This is a genomic window from Candidatus Pelagibacter sp. Uisw_127 (genome assembly GCF_047722515.1).
Taxonomy (GTDB): domain Bacteria; phylum Pseudomonadota; class Alphaproteobacteria; order Pelagibacterales; family Pelagibacteraceae; genus Pelagibacter.
The window spans coordinates 474,404-493,714 of record NZ_CP159815.1; the positions used below are offsets into that span (position 1 = coordinate 474,404).

The following is a 19,311-nucleotide window of genomic DNA, read 5'->3' on the forward strand; positions in this document are numbered from 1 at the left end:
TATGAATAAGAAAAAGAAAATTAATAGAGTTAAGGTAGACACAGTTAGATCAGTAAATAATAATATTAGATCTAGTGTAAGAAAACTTAATCCAATTCTTAAGGCAATTGTTGGAAAAAAAGTTGATGTTGCTATTAGAGAATTACAATTTTCTGCAAAAAGAATAACTAGAGAAATTAGAAAAACAGTTTCATCAGCTATTGCTAATGCTGAAAATAATAATCAATATGATATTGATAAGTTAATTGTTAAAGAAGCTTATTGTGGAAAAAAAGTTGTTATGAAAAGATTTAGACCTAGAGCGAAAGGTAGAGCTGCACCAATTTTAAAACCATATTCAACAATTACAATTATATTATCAGAGGCAAAACAAATGGAGAGTCATGGGACAAAAAGTTAATCCAATAGGTTTTAGACTTGGTGTGAATAGAGGTTGGGATTCTGTTTGGTATGCTAAAAAGAAAGATTTTGGAAATTATTTAATTGAGGATTTTAAAATTAGAGCTTACATCAAAAAAAATGTAGTTAACTCTGGTGTATCAAAAGTGATGATTGAAAGAACTTCAAATAAATGTTTTGTTACCATCTATACTTCAAGACCAGGATTTGTTATTGGTAAAAAAGGTAGTGATATTGATAAAATTAAAAATAATTTATCTAAATTTACTAGCAATGAAGTGTCACTAAATATTAAAGAGGTTAAAAAACCAGAAACTAACGCTTTTTTAGTGGCTGAAAATATTGCACAACAACTTATAAAAAGAATATCGTATAGAAGAGCAATGAAGAGAGCTATGCAGTCTTGTATGAGATTAGGTGCCAAAGGAATTAAAGTTTCGATAAGTGGTAGACTTGGTGGAAATGAAATAGCAAGAACAGAATGGTTGAGAGAGGGTAGCATTCCTTCACATACATTAAGAGCTGATATTGATTATGATGAAGCTGAAGCTTTAACAACTTTTGGAATAATTGGAATTAAAGTTTGGATTTACAAAGGTGAAGTTTTTGCAAGAGAGTTCAGTCAAGAAACAAATAAGGTAGTACCTAAAGAGGCTAAAAAATAATTATGTTACAACCAGTCAGAACAAAATATAGAAAAGCTCACAAAGGTAGAATTCACGGAACTGCTACTCGTGCTGCAAAGATCAATTATGGTTCATTTGCATTAAAAGCGATGGCACCTGAAAGAATTATTGGAAAACAAATTGAAGCTGCAAGAGTTGCTTTAACTAGACATATGAAAAGACAAGGTCGTGTTTGGACTAGAATTTTTCCTAATATCCCGGTTTCTAAGAAGCCTGTTGAAGTACGTATGGGTAAAGGTAAGGGTGCTCCTGAGTACTGGGCATGTAGAGTTAAACCAGGTAGAATCTTATTTGAAATTGATGGTGTTTCAGAAGCAATCGCTAAAGAAGCGCTTTATAAAGCATCTGCAAAATTGCCAATTAAAACTAAATTTATAAAAAGATTTGTATAATATGAAAAAGCAAGAAATTAAAAAATTATCTAAAGACGAAGTTATAAAAAATATAGATAAATTAAAAAAAGATTTATTCAATTTTAGATTTCAAAGAATTAATTCAGAAATTAAAGATCCATCTAAAATTGGACAAACAAAAAAAACAATAGCTAGATTAAAAACTACACTAAAGGAAAAATTAAATGCCTAAGAAAATACTAACAGGAGTGGTTACTAGTGATAAACCTAATAAAACTATTACTGTTGCGGTTGAGAGAAAATACTCTCATCCGGTATTAAAAAAAGTTGTTAAGGTGAAAAAAAAATACAATGCTCATGATGAAAACAATAAGTTTAAAACTGGAGACACCGTTTCAATTATTGAATGTAAACCTTTCTCTAAAAATAAAAAGTTTCAAGTAATGGATGGTTCTAAATGATACAAGTACAAACTGAGATGTTAGTTGCAGATAATACAGGTGCAAAAAGAATCGAATGTATTAAGGTTTTAGGTGGTTCAAAGCGTAGATACGCTAGCATTGGTGACACTATCGTTGTTGCTGTAAAAGAGGCCATACCTAAAGGTAAGGTAAAAAAAGGTTCAGTGCACAAGGCAGTTGTGGTTCGTGTTAAATATGGAATTCATAGAGAAGATGGATCAAAGGTAAAATTTGATAACAATGCTGCAGTTTTGGTTGATGATAAAGGTGAACCGGTTGGAACCAGAATTTTTGGTCCAGTTACTAGAGAATTAAGAAATAGAGGTCAAATGAAAATAATTTCATTAGCTCCAGAGGTATTATAAAATGATTAAAAAAGGTTCTAAAGTAAAAGTATTAACTGGAAGAGATAAAAAAAAAGAAGGTGAAGTTATTGAGATAGACAGACCCAATAACAGAGCAAAAGTTCAAGGAATTAATATTGTAAAAAAGCATGTGAAGACTACAAAAGAAAAAAAAGGTGGGATTATTTCTAAAGAAAGCTTTATTCATATTTCAAACCTTGCACTCGCTGATGCAAAAAAAAAGATAAAAAAAACTGAGGCTAAAAAATAATGACACCAAGATTAAAAGAACTTTACTATAAAGAAATTCAGCCTGCTCTTAAAGAGCAGTTAGGATTTAAAAATACTTTTCAAGGACCAAAACTGCTTAAAGTTGTTATTAATATGGGATTAGGTCTTGATGGTGCTGACGCTAAGATTATGAAATCTACTGAAGAAGATTTGGGAAAAATTACAGGACAAAAGCCTACAGTTACAAAATTTAAGAAATCGGTTGCCAACTTTAAGACAAGAAAAGGTACTAATGCAGGTTTAAAAGTTACTTTAAGAGGCAACAAAATGTATGAATTTATTGATAGATTAGTTAACATTGCGCTACCTAGAATTAAAGATTTTAGAGGTCTATCACCTAAAGGTTTTGATAAATTTGGTAATTACACTTTTGGAATTAAAGAGCATATAATTTTTCCTGAAGTTAATTTTGACAGAATAGACAAAATTAGAGGTCTTGATGTGGTGGTTGTAATTGCCGCTATGAATAAAGATCATAGTTTTGCACTTTTAGAGAAATTAAATTTTCCATTTATTAAAAAAGGAGATAATTAAAAATGGCTAAAGTAAGCGCAATACAAAAAAATGATAAAAGAATTAAACTTTCAGATAGACTCTTTAAAAAAAGACTCGCTTTGAAAAAAATTGTTATGGATAAAAAAATTTCTCTAGAAGATAGATTCAAAGCACAGCAAAAATTATCTAATTTGCCTAGAAACTCTGCAAAAAATAGAGTGATGAATAGGTGTCAAATCACTGGAAGACCACATGGTGTTTACAGAAAATTAAAAATATCAAGAATAGCTTTAAGAGACTTAGGATTGCATGGATTAATTCCAGGTATGACGAAGTCGAGCTGGTAGAAAGGAATATATGAGTTTAAGTGACCCAATTGGGGATATGATCGCAAGAATTAAGAATGCTTTGGTGAGAAATCACAAAAAAGTTGCACTGCCATCTTCTAATTTTAAAGTGAAAATTGCAGATATTTTAAAGAATGAGGGTTTTATCAAAGAATATAAAATCGATACAGCTGACAAAAAACCAGTTTTATCTATTGATTTAAAATATTATTCAGGAAGTCCAGTTATTAGTACTTTTGAAAGAGTATCAAAACCAGGTAGAAGAATATTCTCAAGCGCTGATAGTTTGCCAAAAATTAATGGTGGTCTTGGTGTTGCAATAGTCTCTACTCCAAAAGGTGTAATGACAGATGTAGATGCTAGAAAACAAAAAGTTGGTGGCGAAATAATCTGTAAGGTATTTTAATGTCTAAAATTGGTAAAATAAGTATTTCAATTCCTGAAAAAGTTAGGGCAGTACTTTCGGGTAATGTTCTTAACATTGAAGGGCCATTAGGGAAAAAATCACTTAATGTTGACTTAGAAATGTTTAATCTTGATATTACCGAAGGAAAAGAAATTTCAATCAAACCAAAAAAAGTTGATCGAGATTCTAAAAGATTATGGGGTATGAATAGAAGCTTAATCAATAATGCTGTGATTGGCTCAAGTACTGGTTATGAAAAAATACTTGAACTAGTGGGTGTTGGTTATAGAGCTGCATTGAAAGATAAAGTTTTAAATTTACAACTTGGTTATAGTCACGATATAAATTTTGATATACCTGAGGGTATAAAAATTGTTGTTGAAAAACAAACAACAGTTAAAGTCAGTGGGTCTGACAAACAACAAGTAGGTATGGTTTGTTCTAAGATTAAGTCTTTTAGAAAACCAGAACCTTATAAAGGTAAAGGGATTAGAGAAAAAGGTCAGCATATATTAAGAAAAGAAGGAAAGAAAAAATAATGAAATTAAATGCTATTGAAAGAAAAAAATTCAGAGTAACAAATAAAGTTAAAAAAGTTTCATCTCCTGATAGATTTAGATTAAGTATTTCGAGATCTTCAAAAAATATTTCTGCTCAAATAATTGATGATGTTAAAAATATTACATTACTTTCCTCTTCTTCAATTGAAAAAGACATTAAAGCTATGGACAAAATCAACAAAACTGAAATTTCTAAAATTGTTGCTGAAAAGTTAGCAAAAAAAGCTGTAGAGAAGAAAATAACAAAGATCTATTTTGATAGAGGTGTTTATAAATATCATGGTAGAGTTAAGGCATTCGCTGAAACATTACGTAAAAATGGGATGGAGTTTTAATTATGGATTTTAAAAAAAAAAATGACGACGGTATTGTTGAAAAACTAGTTCATATTAACAGAATTACAAAAGTTGTAAAAGGTGGACGTAGATTTGGTTTCTCAGCACTAGTAGTCGTGGGAAATCAAGCGGGAAAAATTGGTGTAGCTCACGCAAAAGCTAAACAAGTCCCTGATGCAATTAAAAAAGCCAATGAAACTGCTAGAAGAGTTTTAATTCATATTCCTCTAAGAGAGGGAAGAACTATTCATCATGATGTTTATGGCAAAGATGGTGCAGGTAAAATTATTTTAAGATCTGCTCCTAAAGGAACTGGTATTATTGCAGGTGGCCCAGTTAGAGCTGTTTGTGAAGTTTTAGGAATTAAAGATATAGTTGCTAAATCAATGGGAACATCAAACCCTCACAACATGATAAGAGCTACAATGAAAGCCCTTTCAAAACAAAATTCACCAAAACATATAGCAACAATTAGAAATAAAAAAATTTCTGATGTAATTGAAAAAAGAGGATAATGAGTACATTAAATACTACTGGAAAAGTTTTATACAAAAAAAAAATGAGAGTTGGTCGAGGTATTGGATCAGGAAAAGGTAAAACTTCTGGAAGAGGAGTTAAGGGTCAAAAATCCAGATCTGGTGTAGCCATCAAGGCTTTTGAGGGTGGTCAAATGCCTTTATATAGAAGATTACCTAAAAGAGGATTTAATGCAATTAAGAGATACCAGGCTATTATAGCAATAATGAATTTAGAAAAAATTCAATCATATATTGATGAAAAAACTATTAATTCAACCGATATAATAAACATGGCCTTGCTTATAAAATTGAAATTAATCAATAAAAATTCTCAAAAATTAAAAATACTTGGTACGGGTGATATTAAAAATAAAATTAGTATTGAAGCTGATCTAATATCAAAAGCTGCCGTAGTTAAATTAGAGAAAGCTGGTGGCACAATACAGCTAAAAAAATAATTAAGATATTATGAGCTCATCTTCTCAAACTAATGATCTTAAAAACAGAATAATTTTCACAATATTCATTTTAGCAGTTTATAGATTCGGTACTTTTGTACCTATTCCAGGTATTGATCCTGAACAATTACAAACTATGATGAGTGGCAATCAAAAAGGCTTACTTGGAATGTTTAATGTTTTTTCTGGTGGAGCAGTGAGTAGAATGGCAATTTTTGCACTTGGAATAATGCCATATATTTCCTCATCTATTATTGTTCAATTACTAACTGGTGTATCTGATTATTTTAAAAATTTAAAAGCTCAGGGTGAAACTGGTAGAGCTAAAATTACCCAAATAACAAGATATGGAACTGTTATATTAGCCACTGTACAGGGTTATGGTTTATCTATTGGTTTGCAGTCTTCCCCAGATCTAGTTATTAACCCAGGATCATTTTTTACGATAACAGCAGTCTCAACTATTGTTGCAGGAACAATGTTTTTAATGTGGCTTGGTGAACAAATAACTCAAAGAGGTATCGGTAATGGTATTTCATTGATTATTTTTGCTGGAATTGTAGCCGAAATCCCAAGAGCATTAGTAACCACATTTGAATTAGGTAGAACTGGTGCTGTATCCACGATCATGATTATAGGAATTTTTGTATTATTAGTAGGAACAATTATGTTTATTGTTTTTATGGAAAGAGCATTAAGAAAAATTCTAATAAATTACCCTAAAAGACAAATGGGAAACAAAATGTATGGTGGTGAATCCTCTCACTTACCTTTGAAGATTAACCAGGCAGGCGTTATACCAGCAATCTTTGCATCAGCCTTATTATTGTTACCTGTAACTTTTTCTAATTTTAGTTTTTCCGATAATGATGCCTTCTTAAATATAAGTTCGTACTTCACTCAAGGGCAACCTCTTTACATGCTGCTGTATGCATCAGGAATAATATTTTTTACTTTTTTCTATACCTCAATTACTTTTAACCCAACAGAAACAGCTGATAATTTAAGGAAATATGGTGGTTTTGTTCCAGGGATAAGACCTGGCGAGAACACAGCTTTATATATACAGAAGATTGTAACTAAACTTACAACAATAGGTGCTCTTTATTTAACTATTGTATGTTTGATGCCAGAGTTTTTAATTGCAAATTACCCAATACCTTTTTACTTAGGTGGTACTTCAATTTTAATTGTTGTTGTGGTTGCAATTGATACAGTAACCCAAATACAAACTAGATTAATGAGTTCACAATATGAGCAATTAATAAAAAAAACTAAATTCGGTAAATAATTCTGTGAATATAATTTTATTTGGTCCTCCAGGAGCCGGGAAGGGCACACAGGCACAATTCATTGTAAAAAAACATAACTACTTTCAATTATCAACTGGTAATCTCTTAAGAGAAGAAGTTAAGTTAAAAACACCACTAGGTTATGAAATAGAACAATTGATATCTAATGGAAAATTTGCTTCAGATGAAACAGTGAATGCACTGCTTAGAAAATCAATCACCAATCTTAAATATAGAGACAGAATTATTTTTGATGGGTATCCTAGAAATGTTAAACAAGCTAAGAATTTAGAGTTAATTTTAGCTGAATTTGACCAATCAATTGGTCATACAATTTTTTTAAATGTTTCAAAGGATATTGTTGAAAAACGTATTATGGGTAGAATGACGTGTGATAAGTGTAATATGACTTTGAATGAGTTTTTTAATAAAGAACAAATAGAATTACACCCATGTGGTAAAGACCACCTTAAGAAGAGAAAAGATGATAATTTTGATGTAGTTGTAGCTAGATATGACACGTATATGAAGACAACTAAACCAGTCCTCGATTTTTACTCAAATAATACAAATTTCACAGAAATCAATGGAGCTGATGAAATCGAGCAAATTAACAATAAAATCAATGGTGTTCTTAATGTATAAGGCGTTGACTTTAGAACATCTTCTTATATAAAAGGCTAAATTTATTCTCAGAAATATGGCTCGTATAGCAGGTGTAAACATTCCCCAAAACAAACTTGTCCACATAGGACTAACGTACATCTATGGTATTGGTAATAAATTTTCAAATCAGATTTGTACATCATTAGAAATTCCTACAGCGAAAAGAATAAATGAATTAACCGATGAAGATATTTTAAAAATTAGAGAATATATAGATGCAAATTTTAAGGTAGAAGGTGATCTTAGAAGAGACTACTCTTTAACTATCAAAAGACTAATTGATCTAGCATGCTACAGGGGATCAAGACATAGAAAAAAACTTCCAGTTAGAGGACAAAGAACAAGATGTAATGCTAGAACTAGAAAAGGTAAGGCTATTGCAATTGCGGGTAAAAAATTAACACCACTTAAAAAATAATTAATTTATGGCTAAAGTAGAAAAAGTAGAAAATCTAGATTCTGTTGTAGAAAAAAAAGTAGAAAAAAAAGCAGATAAAAAATCTAAAAAAAGCTCATACTCAAAAAAGAAAAAAATTAAAAAACATATTCTTAATGGTATTGCTTACGTACAATCAACTTTTAATAATACAATAATTTCAATAGCAGATACTAATGGAAATGTTATTTCGTGGGCTTCTGCGGGACAAAAAGGTTTTAAAGGTTCAAGAAAATCAACACCTTATGCTGCACAAGTTGCTGCAGACTCAGCTGCATCTAAAGCATTAGAGTTTGGTATGAAGACATTAACTGTGCAAGTCAAAGGACCTGGGTCAGGAAGAGAAACTGCTTTAAGAGCATTACAAGCGAAAGGATTTAAGATTCTTTCTATAAAAGATACAACACCAATGCCACATAACGGCGTAAGACCACCAAAGAAAAGGAGAGTTTAATAAATGGAAAGTTTAAATGTAAATGCTAAAAATTGGAAAGCATTAATTAAACCAGCTCAATTAGATGTTAAAATTAGTGATGATAAATCACATGCTAAAATTATAGCTGAACCATTAGAAAAAGGTTACGGTTTAACTTTAGGTAATTCTTTAAGAAGAATTTTACTTTCATCTATTAGAGGTACTGCTGTAACTTCAATTCAAATTGATGGTGTATTACATGAGTTTACATCCATTAAAGGTGTTAGAGAAGATGTTACAGACATAGTCTTAAACGTTAAATCGTTAGCATTAAAAAGTTCTTCAGATAGTGCTAAAAAACTTATTTTAGATGCAAAAGGACCAGGTGAAATTAAAGCTTCTGATATTGAAGCTGTCACTGATATTGAGATTTTAAATCCTGACTTAGTTATTTGTAATTTAGATGAAAATACGCATTTCCATATGGAAATGAATGTTGGAAATGGTAAGGGTTACGTCCCCGCTGTAATGAATAAGCCAGAAGAACCACCTTTAGGTTTGATTGCAATAGATTCATTATACAGTCCAGTTAAAAAAGTTTCATATGCTATAAGCACTGCTAGAGAAGGAAAAGCCCTAGATTATGATAAATTAACTATGGAAGTTGAAACTAATGGTTCAATTTCAGCTGAAGACGCGGTTGCATATTCAGCAAGAATTTTCCAAGATCAACTTAATATGTTTGTTAATTTTGATGAACCAGTAGAAGCTCCGGTTAATGAAGTTTCAACTGAACCTGAATTTAATAAAAATCTTTTAAGAAAAGTAGATGAATTAGAGTTATCGGTTCGTTCAATGAACTGTTTAAAAAATGATAATATTATCTACATTGGAGATTTAGTTCAAAAGTCAGAAGGTGAAATGCTTAGAACACCAAATTTTGGTAGAAAATCATTAAATGAAATAAAAGAAGTTTTAACTGGTATGTCTTTATATCTTGGTATGGAAATACCAAATTGGCCACCAGAAAATATAGCTGAAATGTCTAAAAAGTTAGAGGAGCAAATCTAATGAGACACGGAATGGCTAATAAAAAGTTAAATAGAACATCTGAACATAGAAAAGCATTATTAAAGAATATGTTAAATTCTTTAATAAAATATGAACAGATTACTACTACACTTCCTAAAGCTAAATTTCTAAAGCCTCAAGCTGACAAAATCATTACTTTAGGTAAAAAAGAAACTTTACTAACAACAAAGATGTTAATGACGAAATTACAAGACATCACATCTGCCCGTAAAGTTACAAAAACTTTATCTAAAAGATATGAAAAAAGAAATGGTGGATATACTAGAATTATCAAAGCTGGTTTTAGATATGGAGACAATGCACCAATGGCAGTAATTGAATTCGTTGATAGAGATGTTGAGGCAAAAAGAGTTGATAGAAAGAAAAAAGAACCTACTAAAGACCAGAACGAAGAGAAAAAATTAGCTACTGCTTAATTTTCAATATAAAATTATATCATCATGAAAAAGTCATTTAACGTTGATACAACGTTTAACGATATGCGTATTGATAGATGGATACGGAATAATCTTGGTAATTACCCACAAGGTTTAATTGAAAAAAGTTTAAAAAGTGGAAAAGTTAAGATCAATAATAAAAAAGTAAAAAGCTCTCACAAGGTAAAAACAGGGGATACTATTGATCTATTTAACTTTGATTTTAAGGAAACAATTGTTCAAAAAACAATTAAATTTTTACCCTCTGAAGAAGTTATTAAAGAGAACGAAGATTTAATAATTGATAATAATGATGACTTCATTGTATTGAATAAAAGCTCTGGTATTTCAGTTCAAGGTGGAACTAAATCTAAAAAAAATCTTGTAGATATTTTTGCCCGTAGCGATATTTTTCAAAATACAAAACCTTTTTCAGTTCATAGATTAGACAAAGATACATCGGGTGTTTTTATTATGGCCAAACATAGAGAGGCTGCACAATTGTTAACATCATTATTTAGATTAAGAAAAGTTCATAAAACATATTTAGCAATATGTCATGGTGAATTACAAAAAGATTCTGGTGAATGGAATGATGATCTTACTAGATATGATAATGATAAAGAAATAATAGAAAAGGCTAGAACTACATATAAAGTTTTAGACAAAAATTCTATTTGTAGTTTGGTTGAAATGAAACCGATAACTGGAAGAAAGCATCAACTTAGAAAACAGCTATATGCAGTAGGCTCACCAATTTATGGAGACCAAAAATATAAATTTAGTAATACAGATAAAGCTATTAATAAAAATTTAATGCTTCATTCTTACCAAATTAAATTCATTATTAAGGATAAAAAATATACTTACACAGCGCTCTTGCCAGATTATTTTAAAAAACTTTTAAAAACTAAAAGACTTAGATTTCCAAGTTCTTAGTAAAATTTTTAATTATTACATCCCTTAAAGTATTATAATTTTGATCATTAATAGATTTGAGATTTGTTACACCTTTATCTAAAATTCCACATGGAATAATATTTTGATATTTTGTAAGATCGTTACTAATGTTAATTGCAAATCCATGATATGCAATCCATTTGCTGACACGGACACCAATTGCTGCAACTTTTTTAATATTGGACTTGTTGTCTACCCAAATACCAATATTTTTTGGATCGCCAAATGATTTAATATTAAATTCAAACAAGCTTTCAATAATTGTTTTCTCAATTAAAGTTATAAATTTTCTAATATCCTTTTTTCTTTGTTTTAAATCTATGACAAAATAACAAATTAATTGTCCAGGACCATGATAAGTGATTTTGCCACCACGATTAGTTTTAATTAGTTTTATATCTTTATTTAAAATTTCTTTTTCTTTATAGTTAGTGCCAGCAGTATAGATTTCTTCATGTTCTAGGAGCCAAATTAAATCACTTTTTTTATCATTATCTATATCTAACAACCTTTCTTCTAGAAGTTTTACTGCAACATCATATTTTACTAGTTTTATTGACTTTTTAATTTCTATATTCATTTATAAATTGTATTATTCTTATTATGCACTAAGAGTGCAAAATTGATTTATAGGTAAATTTATGTCTTTAATAAAAAAAATAAAAGATAAAAAAGTTAATTTTGAGTTTAATAAAGAATATTTAAAAGTTGTTACTAATAAAATTGCTAATAACGACGCTCAATTTATTACAAATTCATTTAATGAAATGCATCCAGCTGATGCAGCTGATATTATTGAGCATCTTGGTCAAAATGATAGAGAAAGTTTAATAAAGCTTAATAATTTTAATATAGATCCTGAAGTTTTTATTGAACTTAATGAATCTGTTCAATCTGAAATTATTGCTTATCTCTCATCAGATTCAATTGTTAAACTTTTAAAAAATCTTGAGTCAGACGATGCAATTGCGATTTTAGAAAATGTAGATGAAAAAGATAAAAATGATATTTTAAGCTCATTGCCACCAAAAGATCGTTTTGCTTTACTTGAAAGTTTAAGTTATCCGGAAGATACAGCTGCAAGAATAATGCAACGTGAATTTACTGCCACTCCAAGTAATTGGTCAGTAGGACAAACAATTGATTATTTGCGTGAAAATAAAGATTTGCCTGAAGAATTTTTAGAAATTTTTATTGTTGATGAAGATTTTAAACCTATCGGCACAGTGCCATCATCTAAAGTTTTAACAACTTCTAGAGATACAAAAATGCTATCCATTATGTCTGAGTCTCAATTACTTATACCTGTGGATATGGACAAAGAAGAAGTTGGTAATGTCTTTGAGAATTATAATTTAAATTCTGCTGCTGTAGTAGATAAAACTAACAAGTTAGTAGGTATGATTATGTATGATGACGTTTTAACCGTTTTAAAAGAAGAGGCAGAAGAAGATGCCTTAAGATTAGCTGGGGTAGGTGACGAAGAAATTACAGATGGTGTTTTTAAAAAGACTAAAAGAAGATTTAACTGGCTTTTATTAAATCTTTTTACAGCATTTCTTGCAACTTGGGTTATTAGTTTATTCGGTGCAACAATAGAGCAGATGGTTGTTCTGGCATTTTTAATGCCAATAGTTGCTTCTATGGGTGGGAATGCAGGTATGCAAACTTTGGCCGTTACTGTTAGAACCTTAGCAACAAATGATTTAACTAAAAATAATTTTTCACAAAATATTTTAAAAGAATTTAATATAGGAATTTTAAATGGTATCATTTTTGCAATAATTAGTGCACTTGTAGTGCAAATCTGGTTTCAAGATTCCTTACTTTCAATGATTATATCTATGTCGATGATTGTCACAATGATAGTGGCTGGATTATTTGGAATTCTTGTTCCAATAACTTTAAAAAAAATGAATATTGATCCTGCTATTGCATCGAGTGTATTTGTGACAACTATCACAGATGTTATTGGTTTTGTGTCATTCCTGGGTGTTAGCGCTTACTTTCTTTAAAAGTTATCTATCAATCTCACATTATTCAAATAATAAGCTATAAAAAGCTTAAATGGTTTGTTTTTTGTATTTGTAGTTAAGGTCATTAAATTTCTGCATTCCAAGTATTCAATTTTAATATTAAATTTATTAATTAACATTTTTTTTGACTTTTGAATTAATTTTTTGGATTTTTTTGCGTTAACATTATTTAGGCTATTTTTTTTTAGTAGCGAAAATTTTAACTTTAATAATTTATTAGCAATTAAACCTGCGGTTTTAAGATTAGTTCTATTTAATAATATATTTCTTGAAGACAATGCCATACCATTTTTATCTCTGATTGTTTTGCATGGATAAACTTTAATCTTATAATTTTGTGAAATAAAATTTTTAACTAAAAAATATTGTTGAAAGTCTTTTTCACCCATGAATATCATCTTTGGAGATATCAATTTTACAAAACGGTTTAAAACATCAAGTACACCTTCAAAGTGACCTTTCCTGGATCTTGCACATAAAATCTTTTGTGATTTTTTTAAGGTAATTCGAGGTAATCTTTTATTTTTATAGATTTGATTTACTGTTGGTAAATAAACAAAATCAACTTTTAATTTTTTAAGGATTTTTAGGTCTTTACTTAAGTCTCTAGGGTAAGTTTTATAGTCGTCTTTATTGTTAAATTGAGTGGGATTAACAAAAATACTAACCAGCGTTTTTTTGCAGATTTTTTGAGATACTTTAATTAAAAATTCATGACCTTTGTGAAGACCACCCATTGTGGGAACGAAACCTAAATCATTTTCTTTGTGAATTGCCTTATTTAAATCAGTTATTTGTCTTATTAATTTCATTTGTAATAATATGATTAATAAGTAAAACATTTAAATGATTAAACAAGCTATAATTCCTTTGGCGGGACTTGGAACTAGACTGCTTCCATTAACAAGTGTCTTTGCTAAAGAACTCCTACCTATAAACGGTAAGCCAGGCATAGAGTATATACTTGATGAATGTATAGATGCTGGAATTAAAGAAGTTATTTTTATTATTTCAAAAAAAAAAATAATGATTAAGAAATATTTTTATAATGATAAATTTTATAAAGACATTATTAGACGTAAGAAAGACCCACGTATCATCGCAGAGTACAATAAGATTTTAAAATATAAAAAAATGATTAAATTTGTTTTTCAAGATAAACCACTTGGAACAGGTGACGCTGTTCTTAAAACTAAAAAATTTATAAAAGATAAATATTTTTTAATGCTATTACCAGATGATCTAATAATTAAAAAAAATTGTTCGAAATCAATGATCCATATTCATCAAAAGTTCAAATCTTCTGTTATGGCTAGTATGAAGGTAAATAAAAAAGATGTTTCAAGATGGGGAATTTACAGTGTTAAAAATAGAATTGATAATAAGAATTTTATTATTAAAAGTGTAATAGAAAAACCATCTATTAAACAGGCGCCTTCAAACAATGCTGTTATTGGAAGATATATACTACCAAAGACAATTTTTAATAAATTGACGAAGCTTAAACCAAGCAAAGGTGGGGAAATTCATATTACTGACGCCATACAATTATTAATTAACGATAATAACGATTTTGTAGGTCATAATTTTTCTGGTAAATATTTAGACTGCGGAACAATGAGTGGTTATATTAATTCGACTTTGGAGATTGCTAAAAAATGAAAATATGCATGATTGGTACTGGTTATGTTGGTTTAGTCAGTGGAGTTTGCTTCTCTGATATTGGTAATGATGTTGTGTGTGTGGATCGTGACATAAAAAAAATTGAAAATTTAAAAAAAGGTATTATTCCAATATACGAACCAGGATTAGAAGAGCTTGTTCTAAAAAACTATAAAAATAATAGATTAAAATTTTCAACAAATTTAAAGGAGTCAATTTCTAAGTCAGATATTATATTTATTTGTGTTGGTACACCCACTAAAAAAAATGGTAATGGTGCAGATTTAAGTCAAATATTTAATGTGGCTCAAGAAATTAGATCATCTATTTCTAAATTTAAAATTATTATTACTAAATCAACCGTACCTGTAACAACTGGAGACGAAATTGAAAAAATTATTTTACATAAAGTATCTAAAAAACTTTTCTCTGTAGTTTCAAATCCTGAGTTTCTAAGAGAAGGTGAGGCCATAAGAGATTTCACTTACCCTGATAGAGTTGTAGTAGGGACGAATGATAAAAAATCAAATACAGTTTTAAAAAACCTTTATTCTCCATTGATATCAAAAGGAGCAAAATATGTTAACTGCTCAAGAAGAGCTGCTGAACTAACAAAGTATGCATCTAATGCTTTTTTAGCTACAAAAATTACTTTTATCAATGAACTAGCAAATTTATGTGAAAAATTAGATGTTAATATTGAAGATATTTCCATTGGCATGGGGCTGGATAAAAGAATAGGAGGACGTTTTTTAAGAGCAGGCCCTGCTTATGGTGGATCATGCTTCCCTAAAGACACTAAAGCTATAGCCAGCACAGCAGATAAATTTAAAACAAATTTATCTATTATTAAAAGTGTTATTAAGTCCAATGAAAACAGATCATCATTACTATTAAAACGAGTTTTTGATATATTAAAAGGGAAGATTAAAAATAAAAAAATATGTTTTTTAGGTGTAACATTTAAAGCTAATACAGATGACATGAGAGATTCATCCTGCTTAACCATGATACCTTCTTTAATTAAAAAAGGTGCGCTAATTAATTATTTTGATCCAACTGGTGAAAAAAAAGAATTTAAAAACAAAAAAAATGTTAACTTTTCAAAAAATATTAATTCAGCAATCAAAAACTCTGATTTAATAATAATCCATACAGAATGGAATGATTTTAAATCAATAAATTTTAAAAAAATAGTTCAAAATAAAAAGTTTAGAATATTTGATATGAGAAATATTTATGCCCCCAAAAAAATGAAAGATCAGAAAATTAAATATTTTGCTATTGGTCGTTAATTTAATTCAAAGATAGCATCAACTTCCACAGACACACCTAGGGGTAAACTATTAGCACTTACAGCTGCTCTTGTGTGCATTCCTGCATCACCAAATACCGACATTATTAAATCAGATGCTCCATTTATTACCTTAGGTTGCTCTATAAAATCTTCTGCTGAATTAACAAATCCAGTTAATTTTATACAAGATTTAACTTTTGATAAATCATCACTACATGCTTTTTTAACTTGAGAGATTATATTTAAACCACATCTTTTAGCAGCCTCATATCCATCTTCAGTTTTTAATTCTTTTCCAACTTTTCCTTTAATCAACTCACCATTTGCTGCTATTGAGATTTGTCCTGATATAAAAAGCATTTTACCAATGATCTTTGATGCAACGTAAGAGCCAACTGGATCTCTCGCTTCTGGTAATTCTAAGTTTAATTCTTTAATCTTATTTTCATATGTCATATTTATTTCTCCATAAACTCAGTTAATGTTTTGCTATTCTTAAATTTAATAAGTTTTTCTTTCAAGCTAGAGTTATTAAATTTTTTTTTACTATCTTTAGTATTAGTGGCTATCTTTTTCTTAAGTTCTTCTGCTCCAAGTGTTACTTTTAATTTAAGTACCCCAGATTTTTCTTTTAGATTTTTTGCAGAGCATTCTAAATATTTTGCACTAATTTTATCAAATTGAGTACAATCTATTTTTTTAGCTTTAACATTCGTGGGATTTAAGTTTAACATTACCAATATTATAAATATTATTTTTTTCATTTTTTTTTCTTTTTCTTAGGTTTTTTGTTTTTATCGTATTCTTTTCTTTTCTCAATTAGTATTAAAGCTTCCTCCATATTAAGTTCTAAGGGGTCCTTTTCTTCAGGTATTGTTGCATTAAGAGATTTATACTTGATATATGGCCCATACTGACCCTTCATCACTCTAACTGGCTTTTTGTCCTCAGGATGTTCACCTAGGTCTTTAATAATTGATGCAGATATTCTCCCAGGTTTAGCCTCAGCTATTAGGGTTATTGCCCTATTTAGACCAATGGAAAAAATCTCTTCAACATTCTCAATTCTAGCTGATTTATTTTCACACTTTATGTAAGGACCAAATCTTCCTGAATTCAATATTATATCTTTCTGATTTTCAGGATTAACTCCTAAACTTTTTGGAAGTGAGCACAAAAATTTTGCTCTATCTAGATCAACACTGTCTAAAGCTATCCCTTTTGGTATTGATACATTTCTCAAATTATTGTCTTTTTTATCTACATTCTTTTTTTTTGTTTTCTTTTTTTTTTTTAGTTTCAATAATCACTTCTTCTTTAATTTCCTCAATTTTTTCATATTGTATATAAGGGCCAAACCGTCCATTCTTAAGGTACATATCATTACCATTTTCATGTTGGCCAATTAACTCTGGTTCTACAAGTTGAGATTGGATAGTAGCTTTAGTTTTCGATAATGGTCTTGTAAATTTACAATCTGGATAGTTAGAGCAACCTATAAATGCACCACCTCTGAAACTATTTTTTAAACTTAATGAGCCGTCATCACATAATTTACATTGTCTGTTAATGTTTCCATTTTTGTCTCTTTCAAAAATTAAACTACCCAAACTATCATTAAGTAAATCTAAAATTTCTCTAGTTCTCTTTTCTTTAACGTCAGACACATTTTGATTAAAATCTTTCCAAAACATCTCAAGAACTTTTATCCATCCTTCTTTGCCTGTTGTTATGTCATCTAATTGATTTTCTAATTCTGCTGTAAAATTATAATCTACATATTTAGAAAAAAGCTTTTCAAGAAATGCAGATATCAATTTACCTCTATCTGTTGGGTGAAATTTTTTATTTATGGCCTCAGCATAACCCCTTGTAGATATAACTGAAATGATGCTTGCATATGTTGAGGGTCTTCCTATACCTAATTCTTCTAATTTTTTAACTAAACTTGCTTCTGAATATCTTGGTGGTGGTTGTGTAAAATGCTGTTCATCTAATAATGCTTCAATATTAATTGGACCTTTTTTCATTTTTGGAAGAATATTTTCATTATCATTTTTTTTATTATCCTTCATAACCTTTAAGAATCCATCAAATTTAATAACAGAGCCACTAGCTTTACAGATTGTTCCATTATCATCAGATGTTATTGTAATAGTATTTCTATCAAATTGAGCAGGTTTCATTTGAGATGATAGAGCCCTACTCCAAATCAAATCATATAATTTATGTTGATCCGTGCTTAGATATTTTTTTACTGTACCTGGTGCCCGCATAATATCAGTTGGCCTAATTGCTTCATGTGCTTCTTGAGCATTTTTAGCTTTTTTTCCAGAGTAACTAGCCACACTATCTGGAAGATATTCTTCACCAAACTCACTCTTAATGTATTTTCTGAAGGTATCTATGGAGTCGGCTGATAGGTTGGTACCATCTGTTCGCATATATGTAATAAGACCAACAGTTTCTCCATCTATTTCTATGCCCTGATAAAGCTTTTGAGCTATTTGCATTGTACGTGATGCACCAAATCCTAATCTTCCTGATGAGACTTGCTGCAACGTTGAAGTGGTGAACGGTCCTGAAGGATTTCTGTTCACAACTTTGCTTGAGATATCAGTAATTAGAAAATTTTTAGTGTTTACTTCGTCTATTGCTTTATCAATTTTAGCTTTATTTCTAAAGGAAAATTTTTCAATTATTTTATTATTTAGTTGAGTGATGCTTGCTATTATAGAACTTTTTTCTATATCATTAAATTGAATACTTAAAGTCCAAAATTCTTCTGGGTTAAATAACTCAATTTCATGTTCTCGTTCTGTAATTAATTTTAAAGCAACTGATTGAACCCGTCCTGCTGATTTAGAGCCTGGTAATTTTGTCCATAATATTGGTGAGATGTTAAAACCAACTAGGTAGTCTAGTGCTCTTCTAGCCATATAAGCATCAACCAATAAAGGTTCGATTTGTCTTGGGTTTTCAATACCATGAATTACTGCTTTTTTTGTAATTTCATTAAAGACAACTCTTTCTACATGCTTATCTTTAATCAATTTTTTTTCATTTAAGTACTCTTTAACATGCCAAGCAATTGCTTCTCCTTCACGGTCTGGGTCAGTGGCTAATATAATTTTAGATGAAATTTTAGCTGCATCTGTAATTTCTTTAAGATACTTTTTAGAAAAACTATCAACTTTCCATTCCATTTTAAAATTATTGTCTGGATCAACTGAACCATTCTTTGAAGGAAGATCTCTAATATGGCCGTAACTTGCTAAAACAATGTAATCATCACCTAAATATTTATTGATAGTTTTTGCTTTAGCAGGACTTTCTACGACTACAAGATTCATTATTAAACAAATTACTTAAAAGCCTTTGATAGT

The 19,311-nt window shown here is 29.5% G+C and carries 28 protein-coding genes and 1 pseudogene; 24 read left to right on the plus strand and 5 right to left on the minus strand.

Annotation, left to right across the window (positions count from 1 at the left end; all coding sequences use genetic code 11):
* Window position 1: 1 nt before the first annotated feature.
* Genes rplV through ABXT65_RS02625 form a run of 21 tightly spaced genes read left to right on the plus strand, consistent with a single transcriptional unit; the run spans window position 2 to window position 10,909 of the window.
* Window positions 2–400 carry a 50S ribosomal protein L22 gene (rplV, locus tag ABXT65_RS02525; RefSeq protein WP_415295740.1) on the plus strand — a complete coding sequence of 133 codons (399 nt, stop codon included), beginning with the start codon at window positions 2–4 and terminating at the stop codon, window positions 398–400.
* Window positions 384–1,064, plus strand: a complete 681-nt coding sequence (gene rpsC, locus ABXT65_RS02530; RefSeq protein WP_415323982.1) for a 30S ribosomal protein S3 — start codon at window positions 384–386, stop codon at window positions 1,062–1,064. Before rplV ends, rpsC begins: the two co-directional genes overlap by 17 nt.
* 2 nt (window positions 1,065–1,066) lie before the next feature.
* On the plus strand, window positions 1,067–1,477 hold the full coding sequence (gene rplP / locus ABXT65_RS02535; protein ID WP_415323983.1) for a 50S ribosomal protein L16: 411 nt from the start codon (window positions 1,067–1,069) through the stop codon (window positions 1,475–1,477).
* 1 nt (window position 1,478) lies between these two features.
* Window positions 1,479–1,670 carry a 50S ribosomal protein L29 gene (rpmC, locus tag ABXT65_RS02540; protein WP_415323984.1) on the plus strand — a complete coding sequence of 64 codons (192 nt, stop codon included), beginning with the start codon at window positions 1,479–1,481 and terminating at the stop codon, window positions 1,668–1,670.
* Window positions 1,663–1,899 carry a 30S ribosomal protein S17 gene (gene rpsQ / locus ABXT65_RS02545; protein ID WP_415304619.1) on the plus strand — a complete coding sequence of 79 codons (237 nt, stop codon included), beginning with the start codon at window positions 1,663–1,665 and terminating at the stop codon, window positions 1,897–1,899. The genes rpmC and rpsQ overlap by 8 nt, the downstream gene beginning before the upstream one ends.
* Window positions 1,896–2,264, plus strand: a complete 369-nt coding sequence (rplN, locus tag ABXT65_RS02550; RefSeq protein WP_415304621.1) for a 50S ribosomal protein L14 — start codon at window positions 1,896–1,898, stop codon at window positions 2,262–2,264. Before rpsQ ends, rplN begins: the two co-directional genes overlap by 4 nt.
* 1 nt (window position 2,265) lies before the next feature.
* On the plus strand, window positions 2,266–2,514 hold the full coding sequence (rplX, locus tag ABXT65_RS02555) for a 50S ribosomal protein L24 (protein ID WP_415323985.1): 249 nt from the start codon (window positions 2,266–2,268) through the stop codon (window positions 2,512–2,514).
* Window positions 2,514–3,068 carry a 50S ribosomal protein L5 gene (gene rplE / locus ABXT65_RS02560; RefSeq protein WP_415323986.1) on the plus strand — a complete coding sequence of 185 codons (555 nt, stop codon included), beginning with the start codon at window positions 2,514–2,516 and terminating at the stop codon, window positions 3,066–3,068. The genes rplX and rplE overlap by 1 nt, the downstream gene beginning before the upstream one ends.
* Before the next feature lie 2 nt (window positions 3,069–3,070).
* Window positions 3,071–3,376 carry a 30S ribosomal protein S14 gene (gene rpsN / locus ABXT65_RS02565; RefSeq protein WP_415323987.1) on the plus strand — a complete coding sequence of 102 codons (306 nt, stop codon included), beginning with the start codon at window positions 3,071–3,073 and terminating at the stop codon, window positions 3,374–3,376.
* A gap of 10 nt (window positions 3,377–3,386) precedes the next feature.
* Complete coding sequence (gene rpsH / locus ABXT65_RS02570) at window positions 3,387–3,782, plus strand: 30S ribosomal protein S8 (protein WP_415323988.1); 396 nt, start codon at window positions 3,387–3,389, stop codon at window positions 3,780–3,782.
* Window positions 3,782–4,321 (plus strand): 50S ribosomal protein L6, encoded by a 540-nt coding sequence (gene rplF / locus ABXT65_RS02575; RefSeq protein ID WP_415323989.1) that lies wholly within the window; start codon window positions 3,782–3,784, stop codon window positions 4,319–4,321. Before rpsH ends, rplF begins: the two co-directional genes overlap by 1 nt.
* Window positions 4,321–4,677: a 50S ribosomal protein L18 gene (gene rplR, locus ABXT65_RS02580; protein WP_415323990.1), complete on the plus strand. Its 357-nt coding sequence runs from the start codon at window positions 4,321–4,323 to the stop codon at window positions 4,675–4,677. Before rplF ends, rplR begins: the two co-directional genes overlap by 1 nt.
* Before the next feature lie 2 nt (window positions 4,678–4,679).
* Window positions 4,680–5,192: a 30S ribosomal protein S5 gene (gene rpsE / locus ABXT65_RS02585; RefSeq protein ID WP_415323991.1), complete on the plus strand. Its 513-nt coding sequence runs from the start codon at window positions 4,680–4,682 to the stop codon at window positions 5,190–5,192.
* Window positions 5,192–5,653, plus strand: coding sequence for a 50S ribosomal protein L15 (gene rplO, locus ABXT65_RS02590; protein WP_415323992.1), 462 nt, complete (start codon window positions 5,192–5,194; stop codon window positions 5,651–5,653). Before rpsE ends, rplO begins: the two co-directional genes overlap by 1 nt.
* 10 nt (window positions 5,654–5,663) lie before the next feature.
* A complete protein-coding gene (secY, locus tag ABXT65_RS02595; protein ID WP_415323993.1) occupies window positions 5,664–6,944 on the plus strand; it encodes a preprotein translocase subunit SecY in 1,281 nt (426 codons plus the stop codon).
* Window positions 6,945–6,948: 4 nt separating this feature from the next.
* Entirely contained in the window at window positions 6,949–7,590 is a 642-nt protein-coding gene (locus tag ABXT65_RS02600; RefSeq protein WP_415323994.1) for an adenylate kinase family protein, read from the plus strand.
* A gap of 55 nt (window positions 7,591–7,645) precedes the next feature.
* The gene (gene rpsM, locus ABXT65_RS02605; protein WP_415323995.1) at window positions 7,646–8,029 is read left to right on the plus strand and encodes a 30S ribosomal protein S13; all 384 of its coding nucleotides are present in this window, start codon (window positions 7,646–7,648) and stop codon (window positions 8,027–8,029) included.
* A 7-nt stretch (window positions 8,030–8,036) separates the two neighbouring features.
* On the plus strand, window positions 8,037–8,501 hold the full coding sequence (gene rpsK / locus ABXT65_RS02610) for a 30S ribosomal protein S11 (RefSeq protein ID WP_415323996.1): 465 nt from the start codon (window positions 8,037–8,039) through the stop codon (window positions 8,499–8,501).
* A 3-nt stretch (window positions 8,502–8,504) separates the two neighbouring features.
* Window positions 8,505–9,533, plus strand: a complete 1,029-nt coding sequence (locus ABXT65_RS02615; RefSeq protein ID WP_415323997.1) for a DNA-directed RNA polymerase subunit alpha — start codon at window positions 8,505–8,507, stop codon at window positions 9,531–9,533.
* On the plus strand, window positions 9,533–9,970 hold the full coding sequence (gene rplQ / locus ABXT65_RS02620) for a 50S ribosomal protein L17 (RefSeq protein WP_415304647.1): 438 nt from the start codon (window positions 9,533–9,535) through the stop codon (window positions 9,968–9,970). Before ABXT65_RS02615 ends, rplQ begins: the two co-directional genes overlap by 1 nt.
* Before the next feature lie 24 nt (window positions 9,971–9,994).
* Window positions 9,995–10,909: an RluA family pseudouridine synthase gene (locus tag ABXT65_RS02625; RefSeq protein ID WP_415323998.1), complete on the plus strand. Its 915-nt coding sequence runs from the start codon at window positions 9,995–9,997 to the stop codon at window positions 10,907–10,909.
* Here the strand turns inward: ABXT65_RS02625 and lipB are convergent.
* On the minus strand, window positions 10,890–11,510 hold the full coding sequence (gene lipB, locus ABXT65_RS02630) for a lipoyl(octanoyl) transferase LipB (protein WP_415323999.1): 621 nt from the start codon (window positions 11,508–11,510) through the stop codon (window positions 10,890–10,892). The genes ABXT65_RS02625 and lipB overlap by 20 nt on opposite strands.
* 61 nt (window positions 11,511–11,571) lie before the next feature.
* Here lipB and mgtE point away from each other — a divergent pair, with 61 nt between their 5' ends.
* Complete coding sequence (mgtE, locus tag ABXT65_RS02635) at window positions 11,572–12,945, plus strand: magnesium transporter (RefSeq protein WP_415324000.1); 1,374 nt, start codon at window positions 11,572–11,574, stop codon at window positions 12,943–12,945.
* Here the strand turns inward: mgtE and panC are convergent.
* A complete protein-coding gene (gene panC / locus ABXT65_RS02640) occupies window positions 12,942–13,808 on the minus strand; it encodes a pantoate--beta-alanine ligase (protein WP_415324001.1) in 867 nt (288 codons plus the stop codon). The two genes, mgtE and panC, sit on opposite strands and share 4 nt — an antisense overlap.
* 4 nt (window positions 13,809–13,812) lie before the next feature.
* Here panC and ABXT65_RS02645 point away from each other — a divergent pair, with 4 nt between their 5' ends.
* Both ABXT65_RS02645 and ABXT65_RS02650 read left to right on the plus strand, forming a co-directional pair.
* Window positions 13,813–14,628 carry a sugar phosphate nucleotidyltransferase gene (locus tag ABXT65_RS02645; RefSeq protein ID WP_415324002.1) on the plus strand — a complete coding sequence of 272 codons (816 nt, stop codon included), beginning with the start codon at window positions 13,813–13,815 and terminating at the stop codon, window positions 14,626–14,628.
* Window positions 14,625–15,923: a UDP-glucose dehydrogenase family protein gene (locus ABXT65_RS02650; protein ID WP_415324003.1), complete on the plus strand. Its 1,299-nt coding sequence runs from the start codon at window positions 14,625–14,627 to the stop codon at window positions 15,921–15,923. Before ABXT65_RS02645 ends, ABXT65_RS02650 begins: the two co-directional genes overlap by 4 nt.
* On the opposite strand, the gene ABXT65_RS02655 is transcribed toward ABXT65_RS02650, so the two are convergent.
* The 3 genes and pseudogenes from ABXT65_RS02655 to topA all read right to left on the minus strand — a co-directional run bounded on the left by ABXT65_RS02655 (window position 15,920) and on the right by topA (window position 19,278).
* The gene (locus ABXT65_RS02655; protein ID WP_415324004.1) at window positions 15,920–16,381 is read right to left on the minus strand and encodes a RidA family protein; all 462 of its coding nucleotides are present in this window, start codon (window positions 16,379–16,381) and stop codon (window positions 15,920–15,922) included. The genes ABXT65_RS02650 and ABXT65_RS02655 overlap by 4 nt on opposite strands.
* Window positions 16,382–16,383: 2 nt before the next feature.
* Complete coding sequence (locus ABXT65_RS02660) at window positions 16,384–16,689, minus strand: hypothetical protein (RefSeq protein ID WP_415324005.1); 306 nt, start codon at window positions 16,687–16,689, stop codon at window positions 16,384–16,386.
* Window positions 16,686–19,278, minus strand: a pseudogene (topA, locus tag ABXT65_RS02665) (type I DNA topoisomerase). Before topA ends, ABXT65_RS02660 begins: the two are co-directional and overlap by 4 nt.
* Window positions 19,279–19,311 lie beyond the last annotated feature (33 nt).